The sequence below is a fragment of the Micromonospora sp. WMMD967 genome, from assembly GCF_029626165.1.
Taxonomy (GTDB): domain Bacteria; phylum Actinomycetota; class Actinomycetes; order Mycobacteriales; family Micromonosporaceae; genus Micromonospora; species Micromonospora taraxaci.
Map to the genome: position 1 here is coordinate 6,766,986 of NZ_JARUBK010000001.1, position 16,051 is coordinate 6,783,036.

A 16,051-nucleotide genomic window follows, 5' to 3' on the forward strand; every position below is an offset into this window, starting at 1 on the left:
GGGCGTCAGGCGTCGGGGGTCAACACCGGGCGTACCGCGTCGACGAACGCAAGGCGCCGTTTGGTGCGTACCTCGATGGCCGCCAGCCAGTGCTCCCGGTGCCGGTCGCGCAGCGGGGCGGTCGCCTCCCCCGGCTCGCCGCCGAGCCGGCGCTGGTCGGCGTACTCAGTGGTGAGGCTGGTCAACACCGACCGGGCCACCGAGTCCACCTCCGCCGGGCCCTCCAACAACACCAGGTTGTACGCCTCGTCCACGGCGCGCATCGCCGCGTACGCCTCGTCGTAGCCGGTCACCGGCTCACTCCCGCCGGCTTCGAGCCACCGCCGGTCCAACTGCCGGTACGCCTGGTCGCAGGCGCTCAAAAATCCGACGTACGCGTCCCGACGAAGCTCGTCCCGGCGTGTCGCCCGGCGCTCGGCGCTCTCCTGCCGGGCGACGCTGAGCTGGTAGGCCAGTTGCCGGCGGGTGCTGAGCGCGCCGACCAACCCGGTCAGGGCAGCGGCGGCCAACGTGGACAGTGAGGTGATCAGCGCGACGGCGACGGTGTCCTGCACCCGCCCATCATGGCGTGAGCGGGGCGGCCGGGCCGGGCGGGTCCTCCCCGGTGAGCCCGTCCACCGACTCGCGGATCAGGTCCGCGTGACCGACGTGCCGGGCGTACTCCTCGATCAGGTCGACGAGGATCCGTCGCAGGCTGGGCACCTGGCCGTCGGGCCACGGACCTCGGGCTGGTTGCTCCGGCCCGGCGTCGGCCAGTAGCTCGGCCACCGTGGCGCGGGAGCGGGCCACCGCCTCCCGCCACAGCGTGTGGAGCTGCTCCGGGGTGTCCTCGGCGGCGGACTGCCAGTCCCAGCCGGGGTTCGCGTCCCAGTCGACGGTCTCCCACGGCGCGCCGGGTGAGCGCCCGGCCAGCTTGAGCGAGAAGTAGAAGTCCTCCACGAAGGCGAGGTGCTTGAGCAGCCCGCCCAGAGTGATCGACGACGGGCCGATCGTCGCCCGCAGACCGTCGGCGTCGAGCCCACCGGTCTTCCACGCGAAAGTCGCGCGCTGGCGCTCCAGGGAGCCCAACAGGGTTGCGGTCTCGTCGCCGGCGATCGGTGGTTCGGGGTGAACGTGCTCGTCCGAGTCCGCCATGGGGGTCGAGGTTAGCGGCATCAAGCCTGGTTTCGCTGCTTACTGCCTGATGTCAGATCAGCCGCTGGATGCGGACCTTCGGGTGCTCGTTCCTCAGGTGGCCATGCTTGTGCTGGCGCACCTGCTCGTCCCAGACCTCCTGGTCGTAGTCCGGGTCTGGCGGGATCCACCTGTGGGAGCCGTCGCTGTAGTGGAACTTCTCGTCACCCAGCCGCAGGATGCTCAACGGGTCCAACCGAGGAATCGCGAGTGCAGGTGGCCGGCGGGGACGTGGGTCAGGTCGTGGGCGGCGTCGACGAATTGGGCGGCCAGGTAGAGGGCCAGTGACACCGGGGCTTGGTCGTATTCGGCTTGAAGCTCTCGGCGTCTGGTCTGGCATGGCCACTCCCCCGCGCAGCCGCCGCATGTCCAGGTTGGCTTGGTCGGGTGGTGAGTTGTCACTGCGGGCTGTCCTGGCTGGGCCAGTGAATGCGGCTGATCGGGATGCGGTGGCGGCTTCGGCATGGCAGTTCGCCTCCGCAGCGGCAGATGCGCCGCCAGTGTCGCCCGGACCAGACGGGTCGGTGACGGCGAGCGAGAGTCAGTGCCACTGCCAGCACGTACTCGTCGTACGAGACCCGCTTCACCGGCTCGCCTCGGCCGCCCGCGTCACGGCCAGCCCTTTCCATGTCGATGGGAGCACTGCCGTCTCCTTGTGCCGGAGCAATCTGGGGGGCGTGGATGCCCGAGCGCGGGGGACGCGCCGAACATCCACGCCGGCGAGGACGGCCCACAGCGCCAACCGAGGGGATCGACCTCCTCGGCAACCTCCCATAGGTACCGTTGGGTAGTCAAGGGCTGACGTAGGTGGTCTACTCGTGTTGCCAACCGAGGAGAACCACGTGCCGCCGCGTTACCGCTATGAGCAGATTGCCGACGACCTCGCCGAACGCATCGCGTCAGGCGAGTTTCAGCCTGGCTCCAAGCTGCCCAGCCGGCGAGAGTTAATCGAGCACTACGGTGTCACCGAGCCGGTGATCGACCGCGCCATGCAGGTTCTACGGATCAAAGGGATGACTGAGACCCTGCCCGGCGTGGGAGTTTTCGTCGCCGAATAGCAGGGGCCCTGGACTGCCGAGTCCGAACCGTCGAACCATCGACGGAGCCGGACGGTTCCAGAGCAGTGAAGGGTGGGCGCGGCAGGTTTCGAACCTGCGACCCCTCGCATGTAAGTTCTGGGCGCGTCGTCCGGCGGGGTCCGTCCGGTCGCGGCCTCGGGCGACTGTCCGCGCACGGACACCGCCGGCTCTTCTCGTTCCGGCCAGTTGCTGTCGACAGCAACCCCGTTGACACAGCAAGCTATGCAGGCGCCCCACCAGTTCACCAACTACAGGTAAGGCGGCTCCGGCCGGCCTGGTCGTCGGGCCGGCCACGCCTTTCACCTGGGCAGCCGTCGTCACCAGTAGTCGTCGTTGGTCGCTCACGATCGCCCTCCGACGGCCTGGTGACGGCCTGGACCTCGTCCACCCGCCCGGAGCCCGCACTGCGGCTAGTCAGGCCCACCGAGCTCGCCGACGGCTAGGACGAGTTGGATCGGGAACTCCTTGTCCCACTGGCCAAGACCGACGCAGACGCTTCGACCGTGGCGGTACCAGGTGTCGGCGTCCGTGACGAACTCGACTAGCGCATCAGCGAGCGGCGGTAACGGCTCGCCTCGGATCGCTCGATCGAGGTCATCGCAAAAGGTTCGCGGACGGGGCAAGCCCCAGTTGGCCGTAAGCGCCGCCACGAGCTGCGCGCGCTTCGCCTCAAAGCTGCCCCAGACCTCTTCCCAGCGCTCGGTCGGCTCTTCCCAAAAGACGCCGCTGACCGCCACGGACACGATGTGGTAACCGGGGCCGCTGACATCCATGCCCTGCCCCACATGCCGTGCGACCCGCTGCGGTGGGTAGGTGCACTGAACCAGTTCTTCGGCCAGGGTGAGGGATTCATCGAGGTGCACGGGCGGAGGTTACAGCCGCGACGGCTTGCGTCTCGACGGGTTGCAGGTCCAGCACGTCAAAGCGTTCATGGACGAGTTCCGCCGCAAGTGCCTTTGTTGTACGGCTGGGCTCGATACCACCCGTCGGCCTGACCGCGGTGCTGCTCGGCCGGCGAGTGCTGCCAGCACTACCCCAGCTCGCGACAGATCCAGTACGTACACGCGGTGCTGCGCAACGCTCTCCAACACGCCATGCGCGAAGAGTTGGTGTCCCGCAACGTCGCAAAACTGGTGTATGTCCCCTCGCCTCGTTAAAAGGTCGGTAAGGGCCTCTCTGTCGTCCAGGTACGCAAGCTCATCGCTGCGACGGATGGACACCGCCTGCACGCGCTCTACGTCGTGGCGGCGGCCCTCGGGCTCCGGCGTGGCGAACTGCTCGGGCTCCGCTGGTCGAATCTCGACCTGGACAACGGGACGGCCACCATCGGGCAGACAGTTCAACGGGCCGGCGGAGAGCTGCGCCTACAGGACACCAAGACAGAGGACTCGGACAGCGTGCTTCCGCTGCCGGACTGGACCTGGCTGGCGTTGCTCGATCACCAGGAGCGTCAGCAGCGGGAGTGGGGAGCGGCTTGCCGAGGTCTGGCAGGATCACGGCCTGGTCTTCCCCTCCGAAGTCGGCACTCCGATAACCGCGCAACCTCAATCGCCACTTCGCGGCGCTCCGGGTGAAGGCCGGCTGTCCGGACGTACGGCTGCACGACCTGCGGCACACCGCCGTCTCACTGCTGATGGAGTTGGGCGTCCCGCCGCACGTGGTCCAGGCCATCGCCCGGCACGCCGACGTAAAGCTCACTCTCAAGGTCTACTCGCATGCCAACCTCGACGCGATGCGTCAAGCGCTCGGAAAACTCGACGGACGGCTCTCGTAGACCTCGTTGCTGTCACCGCCCCGGAGAGTGATCTTCCTGGGGCGGTTTCTGCTGATGAAGGGTGGGCGCGGCAGGTTTCGAACCTGCGACCCCTCGCTTGTAAGGCGAGTGCTCTCCCACTGAGCTACGCGCCCGGATCGCCCGTGCGGCGGGCCGGTGGCTGGCAAGCTTACCCTGCCCGCTGCCGACCCGGGCGCACGGCGTACCCCGGGTCAGGCTGTCGCTTCGGCGATGGCCTTGCGCCAGGCGAGCTGGTCGCGGGCCTCGCCCGGGCCGTTCATCTCGGCGAAGCGGACGACGCCGGTTTTGTCGATGACGAAGGTGCCCCGGTTGGCGAAGCCGGCGACGTCGTTGAAGACCCCGTACGCCTGGGCGACGCCGCCGTGCGGCCAGAAGTCGGCCAGCATGGGGAACTGGTAGCCCTCGCGGTCGGCCCAGATCTTGTGGCTGTAGACCGAGTCGACGCTGACGGTCAGCACCTGGACGTCGTCGTTCGCGTACTCGTCGAGGTTGTCCTGCACCTCCCGCAACTCGCCCTGGCAGGTGCCGGTGAACGCGAGCGGGTAGAAGACCAGCAGGACGGCACGCCTGCCGCGGAAGTCGGAGAGCCGGACCTCCTGGTTGTTCTGGTCCTTCAGCACGAAGTCCGGCGCCTCGGCGCCAACCTCGATGGGCATGCGAACCCTCCTCGGCTCGGTCGGGGAGACGGCACCAGCCTGCCGCCCGGCGGTGCGGACCGCCGGGCGCGCGAAGCGGGGTGGGCTACTTCTTGGCCTTGGCCCCCCGCCGCAGCACCAGGCGGGCGCCGCTCCAGTCCCGACCGGCGTTGACGGTCGAGGTCTGCTGGAGGCCTGCGGTGGGCGCGGACTCCGCGACCTCGCTCGGCTCGACGTGCCCGTCACGCCCCGCCTTCGGGGTGAGAAGCCACACGACGCCGTTGTCGGCCAGCGGGCCGAGGGCGTCGACGAGAAGCTCGAAGAGGTCACCGTCGCCGTCCCGGTACCAGACCAGCACCGCGTCGACCACCTCGTCGGTGTCCTCGTCGACCAGATCTCCACAGCGGTCGGTCAGGGCGTCTCGGAGATCCTGGTCGACGTCGTCGTCGTACCCCATCTCCATGACGACCATCCCCGGTTCGATCCCGAACCGGTCCGCCAGGCTGCGTACCCCGTCGGCGGCCTGACCAGCGGTCGCGCTCACTGTCGCGTGCCTCCTCATCTCGTACTGCTCGCGGCGTCGGTGCGACGCCGTCAGGCAAAGTCCACACAGTTGTGCCTCCCCGCGCAAGTGGCGCACCGGGTGGAACGGAATTTACCGTGCCAGCAGCGTACGGGCACCGTCGGTAATGGCGTCCGTGGAGACCAGAACGTGACGCGCTGCCGGACCTAATGGTACAAACGAGTCAACTCCGGCTACTCGACGCGCTGCACCGACATATCCGGCGTCGACCAGCGCGGCGATCACCCCCTCGCCCACCCCGCCGGACCGGCGAGTCTCGTCCACCACCAGCACCCGGCCCGTCGCCGAGGACTCGCGGATGATGTCGGCCACCGGCAGCGGGGCCAGCCAGCGCAGGTCAACGACTCGGGTGCCGACCCCCTCCTCGGCGAGGACGGCAGCGGCCCGCAGCGACATCCGCACGCCGTTACCGAAGGTGATGATGGTCAGGTCGTCCGCCGAGCCGACCCGGTAGACCCGGGCCCGGCCGATCGGCACGTGCCCGGCGACCCACGCCCCCGGCTCCGGATAGCCGGCCAGCCACTCCCCGTCACCGTCGGCGTACAGGTCGCGGGTGTGGTAGAGCGCGATCGGCTCCAGGAACACGCACACACTGCCGTCCACCGCCGCGCTGGCCAGGCAGGTCCGCAGCATGGGCGCGGCGTCGTCCGGCCGCGCCGGCACCGCGACCACCAGACCGGGCACATCCCGGAGTACGGCCACCGAGTTGTCGTTGTGGAAGTGCCCGCCGAACCCCTCCTGGTAGGCCAACCCGGCCACCCGCACGACCATCGGGTTGCGGAACGCCCCCTGCGAGAAGAACCGCATGGTGGCGGCCTCACCGCGGAGCTGGTCCTCGGCGTTGTGCAGGTACGCCAGGTACTGGATCTCCGGCACCGGCAGCATCCCGGCCAGGCCCGCGCCCAGCCCCAACCCGAGCACCGACGTCTCGTCCAGCAGGGTGTCGAAGACCCGGGCCGGCCCGAACCGGTCCCGCAGCCCCTTCGTCACCCCGTACACGCCACCCTTGGCAGCCACGTCCTCACCGAAGATCGCCATCTGCGGGTGGTCGAGCATCCCGTCGGCGAGCGCCGCGTTGATGCTCTGCGCCAGGGTCATCGGGCCGGTCAGCTCCGGCGGCTTGCCGCCGAACGCCTCCGCCCGGGCGCCCGCGCCCGGACCGCTGGCCCGCGCCGCGGCGTCGGCCACCGCCCGCGCCACCCGCACCGGGCGGCGGGGCGCGAGCGCCGACACCACGTCGGCCGCCGACGCCAGCTTCGGCTCGCCCAGCACCTCCTCGGCCAGTCGGCGTACCTGCCAGCCGGTCTCGTCGTACCGGGCCAGCAGCTCCTCGCCGGTCGCCACCCCGGCGTCGACGAGCAGGCGCGCGGTGGCCGCCACCGGATCGCGGTCCAGGTCCTCGGCCAGCTCGGCCGGGCTGCGGTACGCCGACTCCGCGTCCGCCCCGGCGTGCCCCATCAGCCGGACGGTGCGCAGGTGCAGGACCGCCGGGCGGCGGTTCCGGCGTACCCAGGCGGCGGCCTCCGCCGCCACCGCGTACGCCCGCACCGGGTCGGCCCCGTCCGCGCTGAAGTAGCGGATGCCGGGCTTGGCCCGCAGGGTGGCCTCGACCCAACCCTCCGGTGACCGGACGCTGATGCCGAGCCCGTTGTCCTCGCAGACGAAGAGCACCGGGATGCGCAGCCCGGCGTGGTCGTACCACCCGGCGGTGTTGAAGGCGGCGGTGGCGCTGGCGTGGTTGACCGAGGCGTCGCCGAACGAGCAGACGACTATCGCGTCCGGCGGCCACGGGACGTGCGCGGCGCCCGCGCCGCTGCCGACGCGCACCCCGGCTCCGGTACGCCGCCCGGCGCTGTCCAGCCGGCGCAGCCGTTCCACGGCCAGCCCCATCCCGACCGCGCGAGGCAGGTGCGAGGCGATGGTGGAGGTCGTCGGCACGACGGCCAGGTCGGCCCGGCCGAACACCTTGTGCCGGCCACCGGCGATCGGCTCCTCGCTGGAGGCGACCATCCCGCGCAGCACGTCCCGGGCCGCGTCCGCGTACGCGCCGAACCCGCCCGCCGGGGCGGGTTCGGGCCCGGCCGGATCAGGATCGGCGGTCGAGTCGGCGTCGGTCGACGCTGGATCGCTGCCGGCCCGCCGGTCGCTGCCCGCCGTCGGATCGGCGGTCGACTCCGGGTCGCCGGTCGGCGCTGGATCGGTGGCGGAGTCCGGCTCGCCCGACGGTGACGCGGCGGCGGCCTGGGCGGCGCGCAGGCAGTAGAAGGCACCGGAGCGGTAGTGCAGCAACGCCGGATCGGTGGGGCGCAGCGCGGCGGCAACGGCGGCGTTGCCCTCGTGTCCGGCGGAGCCGATGGTGTAGAAACCCTCCCCGAAGCTGCGCAGCCAGCGCCCGGCCAGGTCGAGCTGCCGGCTGGTCACCTGCGCGTCGAACAGGTCGAGCACCTGCGCGCCGGTCAGCGGGGCATCGTCGGTGATCGGGTCAGCGGGGTCGCGCCGACGCTCCGCGGCGGGCAGCGCGGCCAGCGTCTCCCGGAACCGGTCGTCGAGGTCTTGCGGGGTGGTCACGTCGCACAGCATTACCGACGGGAGGCCGCCTCGCCCAGTGGGACACGGCCGTCGCGGGCCGACTCACTCCGGACCGCAGGGCTCCGAACACCCATCGTCGGACGCCTTCCAGACCAGGTCACGAAGGGTGCGCAGCTCTTCGTCGGTCAGCCCGGACAGGAGTCGGGAGTCGGACATCACCATGGTCACCCGGTCGCGTTCGACGCGGCCCTTCTCGGTCACCACCAACGTCTTCTGCCGGCGGTCCGCCGGGTCGGTGCGTCGTTCCACCAACCCGGCCTGTTCCAGCTTGTCGACAAGAACCGTCACGTTGGACCGGTCGCAGCCCAGTTGGCCGGCGAGATCACGAGCCGGCAGCGGGCGGTCCGGGTCCAGTTGGTGCAACGCCCGCGCCGTCGCCGGGGTGAGCCCCAACTCGGCGAACGCGGCGCCCTGCCGGTGTCGCTGGGCGTCGCTGACGTGGGCCATCCGGCGCAGCACATCGGCGGCGAGACCGGCCCGATCCACCGGTCCACCTGCTACGGAACCCACCTCCTGCGGCACTTCCACATCGTACGCAGCGCGCCGGTCGTCCAGCTCGACGATCGGCGTCGGGCACACCGGCCGGACGGGCCCGGCGCGCCCGCGTACACCCGGGCCTCGTTCGTGATCGAGGACCGCGTGCCCGGCCTGCACCAGACGGCGGACAACCCGCTCCCGTCGGCGCTCCGCGGCGCCCCACCGTCCGTGGATCCCGGCCGGCAGACCGTCGAACAGGAGACCGCCCGCCCGTAACCCGCCCGACGCCTCAAGATCCGCGCAACATCAGGGAAACTGCTGCCTCGCCACGCGCTGAGGCAGCAGTTTCGGGGAAGTTGCGCGGATCTTGAGGCGGGGCGTGCGTTCCGGGGCGGCGGCGCGGTCAGCCCGGGAGGAAGGAGAAGCGGACCTGTCGGGTCGGGTTGTCGCCGTTGGTGTCGACGAGGCAGATCGACTGCCAGGTGCCGAGCGCCAGACGACCGGCCAGCACCGGCAGCGTGGCGTACGGCGGGACGAACGCCGGAAGCACGTGGTCGCGGCCGTGGCCGGGCGAGCCGTGCCGGTGCCGCCAGCGGTCCTGGGTCGGTAGCAGGTCGTCCAACGCGCTGAGCAGGTCGTCGTCGGACCCGGAACCGGTCTCGATGATCGCCAGGCCGGCGGTGGCGTGCGGCACGAAGACGTGCAGGAGTCCGTCGCCCTCACCGGAGACGAACTGCTGGGCCTCCGCGGTGATGTCGCGGACGGCCGGGCGGGACCCGGTCTGGACGGTGATCACGTCAGTGCGCATACGTCGCATTCTGCCGCAACCCGCGGTCACGAACCGCCGCCACCGCCGCCTCCGGAGTCCCCACCACCGCCGGAGGAGCCACCGCCCCCGAAGTCGCCTCCGGAGTAACCGCCGCCCCCGGAGTCACCGTCCCCGCCGCGGGACCAGTCCCAGCCGTTCGAGTCGCCGTAGTACGTCGAGGGGATGCTGGTGTCGGCGTGCCGCCGGCGCGGACCGGGCACCCGACGAGGGGCGCGGCGGGGCGCGGGTGCCCGCAGCCCGCCGCGGACCAGGACCGCGCCGAACGCCATCGCTCCGACGCCGAGGATCGTGATCGGTAACACGGCGACGTCGCCGGCCAGGAGCACCGGCGCGGAGAGAAGCGCTCCGAGCACGCCACCCGAGAGGATCACGACGCCGGTTGCCACCCGCCACCCGTTCATGTGCGGCACGGTAGCGAGCCCGGGCAAGCGGGCGGTTTGGGTGGCCGTAGCGCTAAGTTACCGATGAGTACCTGTGTTCAGCGTCGCGTCGGGGGCACCTAGGCGTGACGACAGGTGCCACCAGGGGGCAGGATGGCGCTAGAGACCTATCCCACACACAACCGAGGGAACGCCTGTGGCTACGGAACGCAAGCGCCCGGTGATCAGCGACGGCCTACCGAGCCAGCTTCCGGACATCGACCCTGAAGAGACAAGCGAATGGGTCGAGTCGCTTGACGGTGTCATCGACGAGCGCGGCGCCAAACGTGCCCGCTACGTCATGCTGCGCCTGCTGGAGCGGGCCCGTGAGCGCCAGGTCGGGGTTCCGCCCCTGACCACCACCGACTACATCAACACCATCCCGTCCGAACGCGAACCGTGGTTCCCGGGTGACGAGCACGTCGAGAGGCGGATCCGGGCGTACGTCCGGTGGAACGCCGCCATGCTGGTGCACCGGGCACAGCGCCCGGAGATCGGCGTCGGCGGGCACATCTCGACCTTCGCCAGCTCGGCGTCGCTCTACGAGGTGGGCTTCAACCACTTCTTCCGGGGCAAGAACCACCCGGGCGGCGGCGACCACATCTTCTACCAGGGTCACGCCTCCCCCGGCATGTACGCGCGGGCGTTCCTGGAGGGGCGGCTCAGCGAGCACCAGCTCGACGGGTTCCGCCAGGAGTTGTCGCACCCCGGCGGCGGCCTGCCGTCGTACCCGCACCCGCGGCTGATGCCGGACTTCTGGGAGTTCCCCACCGTCTCGATGGGTCTCGGCGGTCTGAACGCGATCTACCAGGCCCGGTTCAACAGGTACCTCCAGCACCGCGGCATCAAGGACACCTCGCAGCAGCACGTCTGGGCGTTCCTGGGCGACGGTGAGATGGACGAGCCGGAGACGCTCGGCGCGATCGGCGTGGCCGCCCGCGAGGAGCTGGACAACCTCACCTTCGTGATCAACTGCAACCTTCAGCGGCTGGACGGCCCGGTCCGGGGCAACGGCAAGGTCATGCAGGAGCTGGAGGCGTTCTTCCGGGGCGCCGGCTGGAACGTGATCAAGGTCGTCTGGGGCCGCGAGTGGGACCCGCTGCTCGCCGCGGACACCGACGGCGCGCTGGTCAACCTCATGAACACCACGACCGACGGCGACTACCAGACCTACAAGGCGGAGTCGGGCGCGTACGTGCGGGAGCACTTCTTCGGGCGCGACGCGCGCACCCGCAAGATGGTCGACCCGCTCAGCGACGACGAGATCTGGAACCTCAAGCGGGGTGGGCACGACTACCGCAAGCTCTACGCGGCCTACAAGGCGGCCACCGAGCACACGGGTCAGCCCACCGTCATCCTGGCGAAGACGATCAAGGGCTGGACGCTCGGCTCGCACTTCGAGGGCCGCAACGCGACCCACCAGATGAAGAAGCTGACGCTGGAGGACCTGAAGACCTTCCGCGACCGGCTATACCTGGACATCCCCGACAAGGCGCTGGAGGACAACCCCTACCTGCCGCCGTACTACACCCCGGGTGAGAAGTCCGACGAGATCCAGTACCTGAAGGAGCGGCGCGAGCAGCTCGGCGGTTACCTGCCGTCCCGGCGGACCAGCACCAAGCGGCTGACGATCCCCGGTCCGGAGCGGTTCGCCGACGTCAAGCGCGGTTCGGGCAAGCAGAAGGTGGCCACCACGATGGCCTTCGTCCGCCTGCTCAAGGACATCATGAAGGACAAGGAGTTCGGCAAGCGCTGGGTGCCGATCATCCCGGACGAGGCCCGTACCTTCGGCCTCGACTCGATCTTCCCCACCGCGAAGATCTACTCCCCGCACGGCCAGCGCTACACCTCCGTCGACCGGGAGCTGTTCCTGTCGTACAAGGAGTCGACGACCGGTCAGATCCTGCACGAGGGGATCAACGAGGCCGGTTCGGTGGCCTCGTTCACCGCGGCCGGCTCGGCGTACGCCACGCACGACGAGCCGATGATCCCGATGTACATCTTCTACTCGATGTTCGGGTTCCAGCGGACCGCCGACGGGCTGTGGGCGGCGGCCGACCAGATGGCGCGGGGCTTCCTGCTCGGCGCGACCGCGGGGCGCACCACGCTCAACGGTGAGGGCCTCCAGCACGAGGACGGTCACTCGCTGCTGATCGCCGCCACCAACCCGGCGGTGGTCGCGTACGACCCGGCGTTCTCGTTCGAGATCGCGCACATCATGGAGCAGGGTCTGCACCGGATGTACGGGGACGCGCAGGAGAACGTCTTCTACTACCTGACGGTCTACAACGAGCCGATCCTCCAGCCGGCCGAGCCGGCCGGGGTGGACGTCGAGGGCCTTCTCAAGGGCATCTACCGCTACTCCCCGGCACCTGAGGTCGACGGCCCGAAGGCCAACGTGCTCGCCTCCGGCACCGGCATGCAGTGGGCACTCAAGGCCCAGCAGTTGCTCGCCCAGGACTGGGGGGTGGCCGCCGACGTGTGGTCGGTGACCTCCTGGACGGAGCTGCGCCGCGACGCGGTGGAGACCGAGGAGTACAACCTCCTCAACCCGGGCGCCGAGGCGAAGATCCCGTACATCCAGCAGAAGCTGGCCGACGCGGACGGCCCGAAGGTAGCGGTCAGCGACTGGATGCGGGCCGTACCGGACCTGATCGCCCGGTGGGTGCCCGGTGACTACACGTCGCTCGGCACCGACGGCTTCGGCATGTCGGACACGCGGCACGCGCTGCGCCGGCACTTCCACGTCGACGCCGAGTCGATCGTGGTGGCCACGCTGCGGCAGCTCGCCCGCAGCGGCGCGGTGGCGGCCACCGTGCCGGCCGAGGCCGCGAAGAAGTACGCGATCGACGACGTCAACGCCGCCCCGGTCGGCGAGACCGGCGGCGACAGCTAGACCAGCACGACCAACGGGGGCCCGGCACGCTGTCGCGTGCCGGGCCCCCGCCTGTCGCTACACCCCGCGCTGCGCTGCGCCCGCCCCGCCCCTTCTTGCGTCGATCATGGAGTTGTGGTGGGGACGAAGCGGTTACAACTTTGCGAACCAGGCACCACAAGTCCATGATCGACGCCGGTGAGGGCGGGGCTGGTGAGGGCGGGAACGGCAGCGGCGGGGGTCCGGGGTCCCTGGCGGGGATCCGGACCACCGCCGTCGCGGGTGACGCCGGGAGGATGGGCTCTCGTCAGCCGACGGCGGCCAGGTCGGTGAGCCGGGCCAGCGAGTCCTCCAGGTCGGCGCCGACCCGGCGCAGTCCGAGGCGCAGCAGGGCTGCCTTGACCGGCCCGGCCGGCCAGCGGACCACGATGAGCCGCACGACGGTCCCGCCCTCCTCCTCGTCGGTGGTGAGCTGGACGTAGATCTCGGTGCGCGCCTCCGCCCGAGAGCCGGCCCCCTTGGCCCGTTCCCGCCAGCCGATCAGCGTCGGCTCCTGGTAGGCGATCACCTCGGCCTCATGCGCCGAGCCGCGCCCCGCCTGGACCAGTTGCCGCCGTCCGAAGCCCTCCCCCGAGAGCACTTCGGCCGCGCGGACCCCCGCCAGCCAGGCCGGCAACTGCTCGGCCCGCTGCACGACATCCCAGACAACTTCAATTGGCGCCGCCACGTGCGCACTGCGTTCAACGAGGATCATTTTCCGTCTTCCTCCGGTGAGGACATCCCACGATATCGGCACTCTATGCGCTAAATCGGACTTACCTGGACGGGTTCGGAAAAAGACACGCCGATCAACCATTGCGGATTGCGCCAGGCCGGCCTATGGCGCATTCATCGAGAGCGCTTTAAAGTCCCGAACACGTTTCACGTTGACCGGGAGGGCGCATGTCGACCGCACCTATGCCCCAGTTCCCCACCGGCTTCCGCTGGGGCGTCTCCACATCGGCGCACCAGATCGAGGGCGCCGCCACCGCCGACGGGCGCGGTCCGTCCATCTGGGACACGTTCGCGCACTCGCCGGGCCGGATCAGCGACGGCAGCACCGGTGCGGTGGCCTGCGACCACTACCACCGGCACACCGAGGACGTCGCGTTGCTGGCCGGGCTGGGCGTCTCGGCGTACCGGTTCTCCATCGCCTGGCCCCGGGTGCAACCCACCGGCACCGGCCCGGCCAACGCGCCCGGCCTGGACTTCTACGACCGCCTGGTGGACGACCTCCTGGCCGCCGGCATCGACCCGGTGGCGACGCTCTACCACTGGGACCTGCCCCAACCGCTCGAAGACGGCGGCGGCTGGCTACATCGCGACACCGCCGCCCGATTCGCCGACTATGCCGACCTGACCGCCGCCCGACTCGGCGACCGGGTCCGGCTCTGGATCACCCTGAACGAGCCGTTCATCCACATGAGCATGGGGTACGGGATGGGCGTGCACGCCCCCGGCCGGATGCTGCTCTTCGACGCCTTTCCGGTCGCCCACCACCAACTGCTCGGGCACGGGCTGGCGGTAGCCGCGCTACGGGCCCACAGCGCCAGCCCGGTGGCGATCGCCAACAACTACTCCCCGGTGCGGGTGCTCGGCGACAGCGCCGCCGACCGGGCCGCCGGCGCCGCCTACGAGGCGCTGCACAACCGGCTCTTCACCGATCCGCTGCTCGGACGCGGCTACCCGGAACTGCCCGGCCTCGACCCGGGCATCGTCCACCCCGGCGACCTCGACACCATCGCCACACCGATCGACGTGCTCGGGGTCAACTACTACAACCCCACCGGTGTACGCGCCGCCGAGGAGGGCTCTCCGCTCCCGTTCGACCTGGTCCCGTTGGACGGCTACCCGCGCACCGCCTTCGACTGGCCGGTGGCCCCCGACGGGCTGCACGACCTGCTCGGCTGGCTGCGTGACACCTACGGCGACGCGCTGCCGCCCATCGAGATCACCGAGGGCGGGTGCGCGTACGACGACGCGCCGGACGCGGACGGGCAGGTGGCCGACCCGGAGCGGATCGCGTACCTGGACGGACACCTACGGGCGGTACGGGCCGCCATCGCCGACGGAGTCGACGTGCGCGGGTACTTCGTCTGGTCCCTGCTGGACAACTGGGAGTGGGCCGAGGGGTTCACCAAACGCTTCGGTCTCGTGCACGTCGACTACACCACCCAGACCCGTACGCCGAAGTCGTCGTACTCCTGGCTGCGGGACGTCATCGCGGCCAGCCGGCCGGGGTCGGCGCGGTGACCACAGTCGACCCGACGCCGGCGTCGCTGCCGGCGGCGCTCGCCGAGCCGACGGTGCCGGTGCGGCGCGGCTGGATCGGGCTGATCTTCGCCGCCAACCTCGGCGTCTGGATGGCGTTCTTCACGCCGATCCAGGTGCTGTTGCCCCAGCAGATCGAGCAGATCGCGCCCGGCGACAAGGAGAACATGCTGGCCGTGGTCACCGGCCTCGGCGCCCTGGCGGCGGTGCTCGCCAACCCCCTGGCCGGCGCGTTCTCCGACCGGACCTGTCTGCGCGTGGCCGGCCGCGAGTTCGGTCGCCGGCACGTCTGGACCGCGGGCGGGGCGGTGCTCGGCGCGGCAGCCCTGGTGCTGCTGGCCCAGCAGCGGACCATCCTGGGGGTCGCCCTCGGCTGGGTCGCCGCCCAGGTCTGCTTCAACGCGATGCTGGCCAGCCTCAGCGCCGCCATCCCGGACCGGGTGCCGGTGGCGCAGCGTGGCGGCGTCTCGGGTTGGGTGGGCATCCCGCAGGCGCTGGGGCTGGTGCTCGGCGCGGTGCTGGTCACCGCCCTGGTCACCGGCAACGCGGCCGGCTACCTGGCCATCGCCGTGGCCATCCTGCTGCTGTCGCTGCCGTTCGCGCTGCTCACCCCCGACGAGCCGTTGCCGCGTACGCATCAACCGGCGCTGCGCGCGCGGGCGCTGCTGGCCTCGATGTGGATCGACCCGCGTCGGCACCCGGACTTCGCCTGGGCCTGGATCACCCGGTTCCTGGTCCAGCTCGGCAACGCCCTGGGCACCCTCTACCTGCTGTACTTCCTCACCGACGGGGTACGCCACCCCGACCCCGAGGGTTCGCTGCTGGTGCTGATCCTGCTCTACACGCTCGGCATGATGCTGACGGCTGTGGTCGCCGGCCGGATGTCGGACCGCTCCGGACACCGCAAGATCTACGTGATCGCGTCCGGGCTGATCATGGCGGTGGCGGCGCTGCTGCTCGCTGTCGCGCCAACCTGGCCGATGGCGATCGTCGCCGCGTTGCTGCTCGGCGCGGGCTACGGCGTCTACCTCTCGGTGGACGCCGCGTTGATCACGCAGGTGCTGCCCCGGGCCACCGACCGGGCCAAGGACCTGGGCGTCATCAACATCGCGAACTCGGCGCCGCAGGTGCTCGGCCCGGCGCTCTCCGCCCCGCTCGTGGTCTACCTGGGCGGCTACCCCACGCTCTACGCGGTCACCGCCGTGGTCACCCTGATCGGCAGCGCGCTGGTGCTCAAGATCCGCTCGGTGCCCTGAGTCAGGGGGCCGTGGCGAAATCCCGTCGACG

Annotated in this window: 19 protein-coding genes and 1 tRNA gene; 7 read left to right on the forward strand and 13 right to left on the reverse strand. The window is 70.6% G+C overall.

Going from position 1 to position 16,051, the window contains the following annotated elements:
* Positions 1-5: 5 nt before the first annotated feature.
* Genes O7631_RS30365 through O7631_RS30380 form a run of 4 tightly spaced genes read right to left on the reverse strand, consistent with a single transcriptional unit; the run spans position 6 to position 1,575 of the window.
* Positions 6-554 carry a hypothetical protein gene (locus tag O7631_RS30365; RefSeq protein ID WP_278147394.1) on the reverse strand — a complete coding sequence of 183 codons (549 nt, stop codon included), beginning with the start codon at positions 552-554 and terminating at the stop codon, positions 6-8.
* 7 nt (positions 555-561) lie between these two features.
* A complete protein-coding gene (locus O7631_RS30370) occupies positions 562-1,134 on the reverse strand; it encodes a DinB family protein (protein ID WP_278147395.1) in 573 nt (190 codons plus the stop codon).
* A 52-nt stretch (positions 1,135-1,186) separates the two neighbouring features.
* Positions 1,187-1,360: a hypothetical protein gene (locus tag O7631_RS30375; protein ID WP_269682919.1), complete on the reverse strand. Its 174-nt coding sequence runs from the start codon at positions 1,358-1,360 to the stop codon at positions 1,187-1,189.
* Positions 1,357-1,575 (reverse strand): flavin reductase, encoded by a 219-nt coding sequence (locus tag O7631_RS30380; protein WP_278147397.1) that lies wholly within the window; start codon positions 1,573-1,575, stop codon positions 1,357-1,359. Before O7631_RS30380 ends, O7631_RS30375 begins: the two co-directional genes overlap by 4 nt.
* A gap of 416 nt (positions 1,576-1,991) precedes the next feature.
* Between O7631_RS30380 and O7631_RS30385 the strand changes: the two genes are divergently transcribed.
* The gene (locus tag O7631_RS30385; protein ID WP_088948848.1) at positions 1,992-2,231 is read left to right on the forward strand and encodes a GntR family transcriptional regulator; all 240 of its coding nucleotides are present in this window, start codon (positions 1,992-1,994) and stop codon (positions 2,229-2,231) included.
* A 431-nt stretch (positions 2,232-2,662) separates the two neighbouring features.
* On the opposite strand, the gene O7631_RS30390 is transcribed toward O7631_RS30385, so the two are convergent.
* Complete coding sequence (locus tag O7631_RS30390; RefSeq protein WP_278147398.1) at positions 2,663-3,115, reverse strand: hypothetical protein; 453 nt, start codon at positions 3,113-3,115, stop codon at positions 2,663-2,665.
* 378 nt (positions 3,116-3,493) lie between these two features.
* Between O7631_RS30390 and O7631_RS30395 the strand changes: the two genes are divergently transcribed.
* Both O7631_RS30395 and O7631_RS30400 read left to right on the forward strand, forming a co-directional pair.
* Positions 3,494-3,826 (forward strand): hypothetical protein, encoded by a 333-nt coding sequence (locus O7631_RS30395; protein ID WP_278147399.1) that lies wholly within the window; start codon positions 3,494-3,496, stop codon positions 3,824-3,826.
* Entirely contained in the window at positions 3,823-4,026 is a 204-nt protein-coding gene (locus O7631_RS30400; RefSeq protein WP_278147400.1) for a tyrosine-type recombinase/integrase, read from the forward strand. Before O7631_RS30395 ends, O7631_RS30400 begins: the two co-directional genes overlap by 4 nt.
* Before the next feature lie 62 nt (positions 4,027-4,088).
* On the opposite strand, the gene O7631_RS30405 is transcribed toward O7631_RS30400, so the two are convergent.
* The 5 genes from O7631_RS30405 to O7631_RS30425 form a co-directional block, all read right to left on the reverse strand.
* Positions 4,089-4,160, reverse strand: a tRNA-Val gene (locus O7631_RS30405).
* Between the two features lie 78 nt (positions 4,161-4,238).
* Entirely contained in the window at positions 4,239-4,703 is a 465-nt protein-coding gene (locus O7631_RS30410; protein ID WP_278147401.1) for a peroxiredoxin, read from the reverse strand.
* An 85-nt stretch (positions 4,704-4,788) separates the two neighbouring features.
* On the reverse strand, positions 4,789-5,226 hold the full coding sequence (locus O7631_RS30415; RefSeq protein WP_007463483.1) for a DUF3052 domain-containing protein: 438 nt from the start codon (positions 5,224-5,226) through the stop codon (positions 4,789-4,791).
* 111 nt (positions 5,227-5,337) lie between these two features.
* Complete coding sequence (locus O7631_RS30420) at positions 5,338-7,845, reverse strand: thiamine pyrophosphate-dependent enzyme (protein WP_278147402.1); 2,508 nt, start codon at positions 7,843-7,845, stop codon at positions 5,338-5,340.
* 51 nt (positions 7,846-7,896) lie between these two features.
* Positions 7,897-8,301 (reverse strand): MarR family transcriptional regulator, encoded by a 405-nt coding sequence (locus O7631_RS30425; RefSeq protein WP_278147403.1) that lies wholly within the window; start codon positions 8,299-8,301, stop codon positions 7,897-7,899.
* Here O7631_RS30425 and O7631_RS30430 point away from each other — a divergent pair.
* Complete coding sequence (locus O7631_RS30430) at positions 8,293-8,607, forward strand: hypothetical protein (protein WP_278147404.1); 315 nt, start codon at positions 8,293-8,295, stop codon at positions 8,605-8,607. The two genes, O7631_RS30425 and O7631_RS30430, sit on opposite strands and share 9 nt — an antisense overlap.
* A 127-nt stretch (positions 8,608-8,734) precedes the next feature.
* Here the strand turns inward: O7631_RS30430 and O7631_RS30435 are convergent, their stop codons facing one another.
* Together O7631_RS30435 and O7631_RS30440 are read right to left on the reverse strand one after the other, a co-directional pair.
* The gene (locus O7631_RS30435) at positions 8,735-9,139 is read right to left on the reverse strand and encodes a YjbQ family protein (protein ID WP_278147405.1); all 405 of its coding nucleotides are present in this window, start codon (positions 9,137-9,139) and stop codon (positions 8,735-8,737) included.
* A 26-nt stretch (positions 9,140-9,165) separates the two neighbouring features.
* Positions 9,166-9,561 (reverse strand): hypothetical protein, encoded by a 396-nt coding sequence (locus tag O7631_RS30440; RefSeq protein WP_278147406.1) that lies wholly within the window; start codon positions 9,559-9,561, stop codon positions 9,166-9,168.
* Between the two features lie 175 nt (positions 9,562-9,736).
* On the opposite strand from O7631_RS30440, the gene aceE reads away from it, so the two are divergent.
* Positions 9,737-12,475: a pyruvate dehydrogenase (acetyl-transferring), homodimeric type gene (gene aceE / locus O7631_RS30445; RefSeq protein WP_347403529.1), complete on the forward strand. Its 2,739-nt coding sequence runs from the start codon at positions 9,737-9,739 to the stop codon at positions 12,473-12,475.
* A gap of 286 nt (positions 12,476-12,761) precedes the next feature.
* Here aceE and O7631_RS30450 read toward each other — a convergent pair whose 3' ends face one another.
* Entirely contained in the window at positions 12,762-13,208 is a 447-nt protein-coding gene (locus O7631_RS30450) for an SRPBCC domain-containing protein (RefSeq protein WP_278147407.1), read from the reverse strand.
* Between the two features lie 188 nt (positions 13,209-13,396).
* On the opposite strand from O7631_RS30450, the gene O7631_RS30455 reads away from it, so the two are divergent.
* Both O7631_RS30455 and O7631_RS30460 read left to right on the forward strand, forming a co-directional pair.
* Positions 13,397-14,746, forward strand: a complete 1,350-nt coding sequence (locus O7631_RS30455; protein ID WP_278147408.1) for a GH1 family beta-glucosidase — start codon at positions 13,397-13,399, stop codon at positions 14,744-14,746.
* On the forward strand, positions 14,743-16,020 hold the full coding sequence (locus O7631_RS30460) for an MFS transporter (protein WP_278147409.1): 1,278 nt from the start codon (positions 14,743-14,745) through the stop codon (positions 16,018-16,020). Before O7631_RS30455 ends, O7631_RS30460 begins: the two co-directional genes overlap by 4 nt.
* Positions 16,021-16,051: the final 31 nt, after the last annotated feature.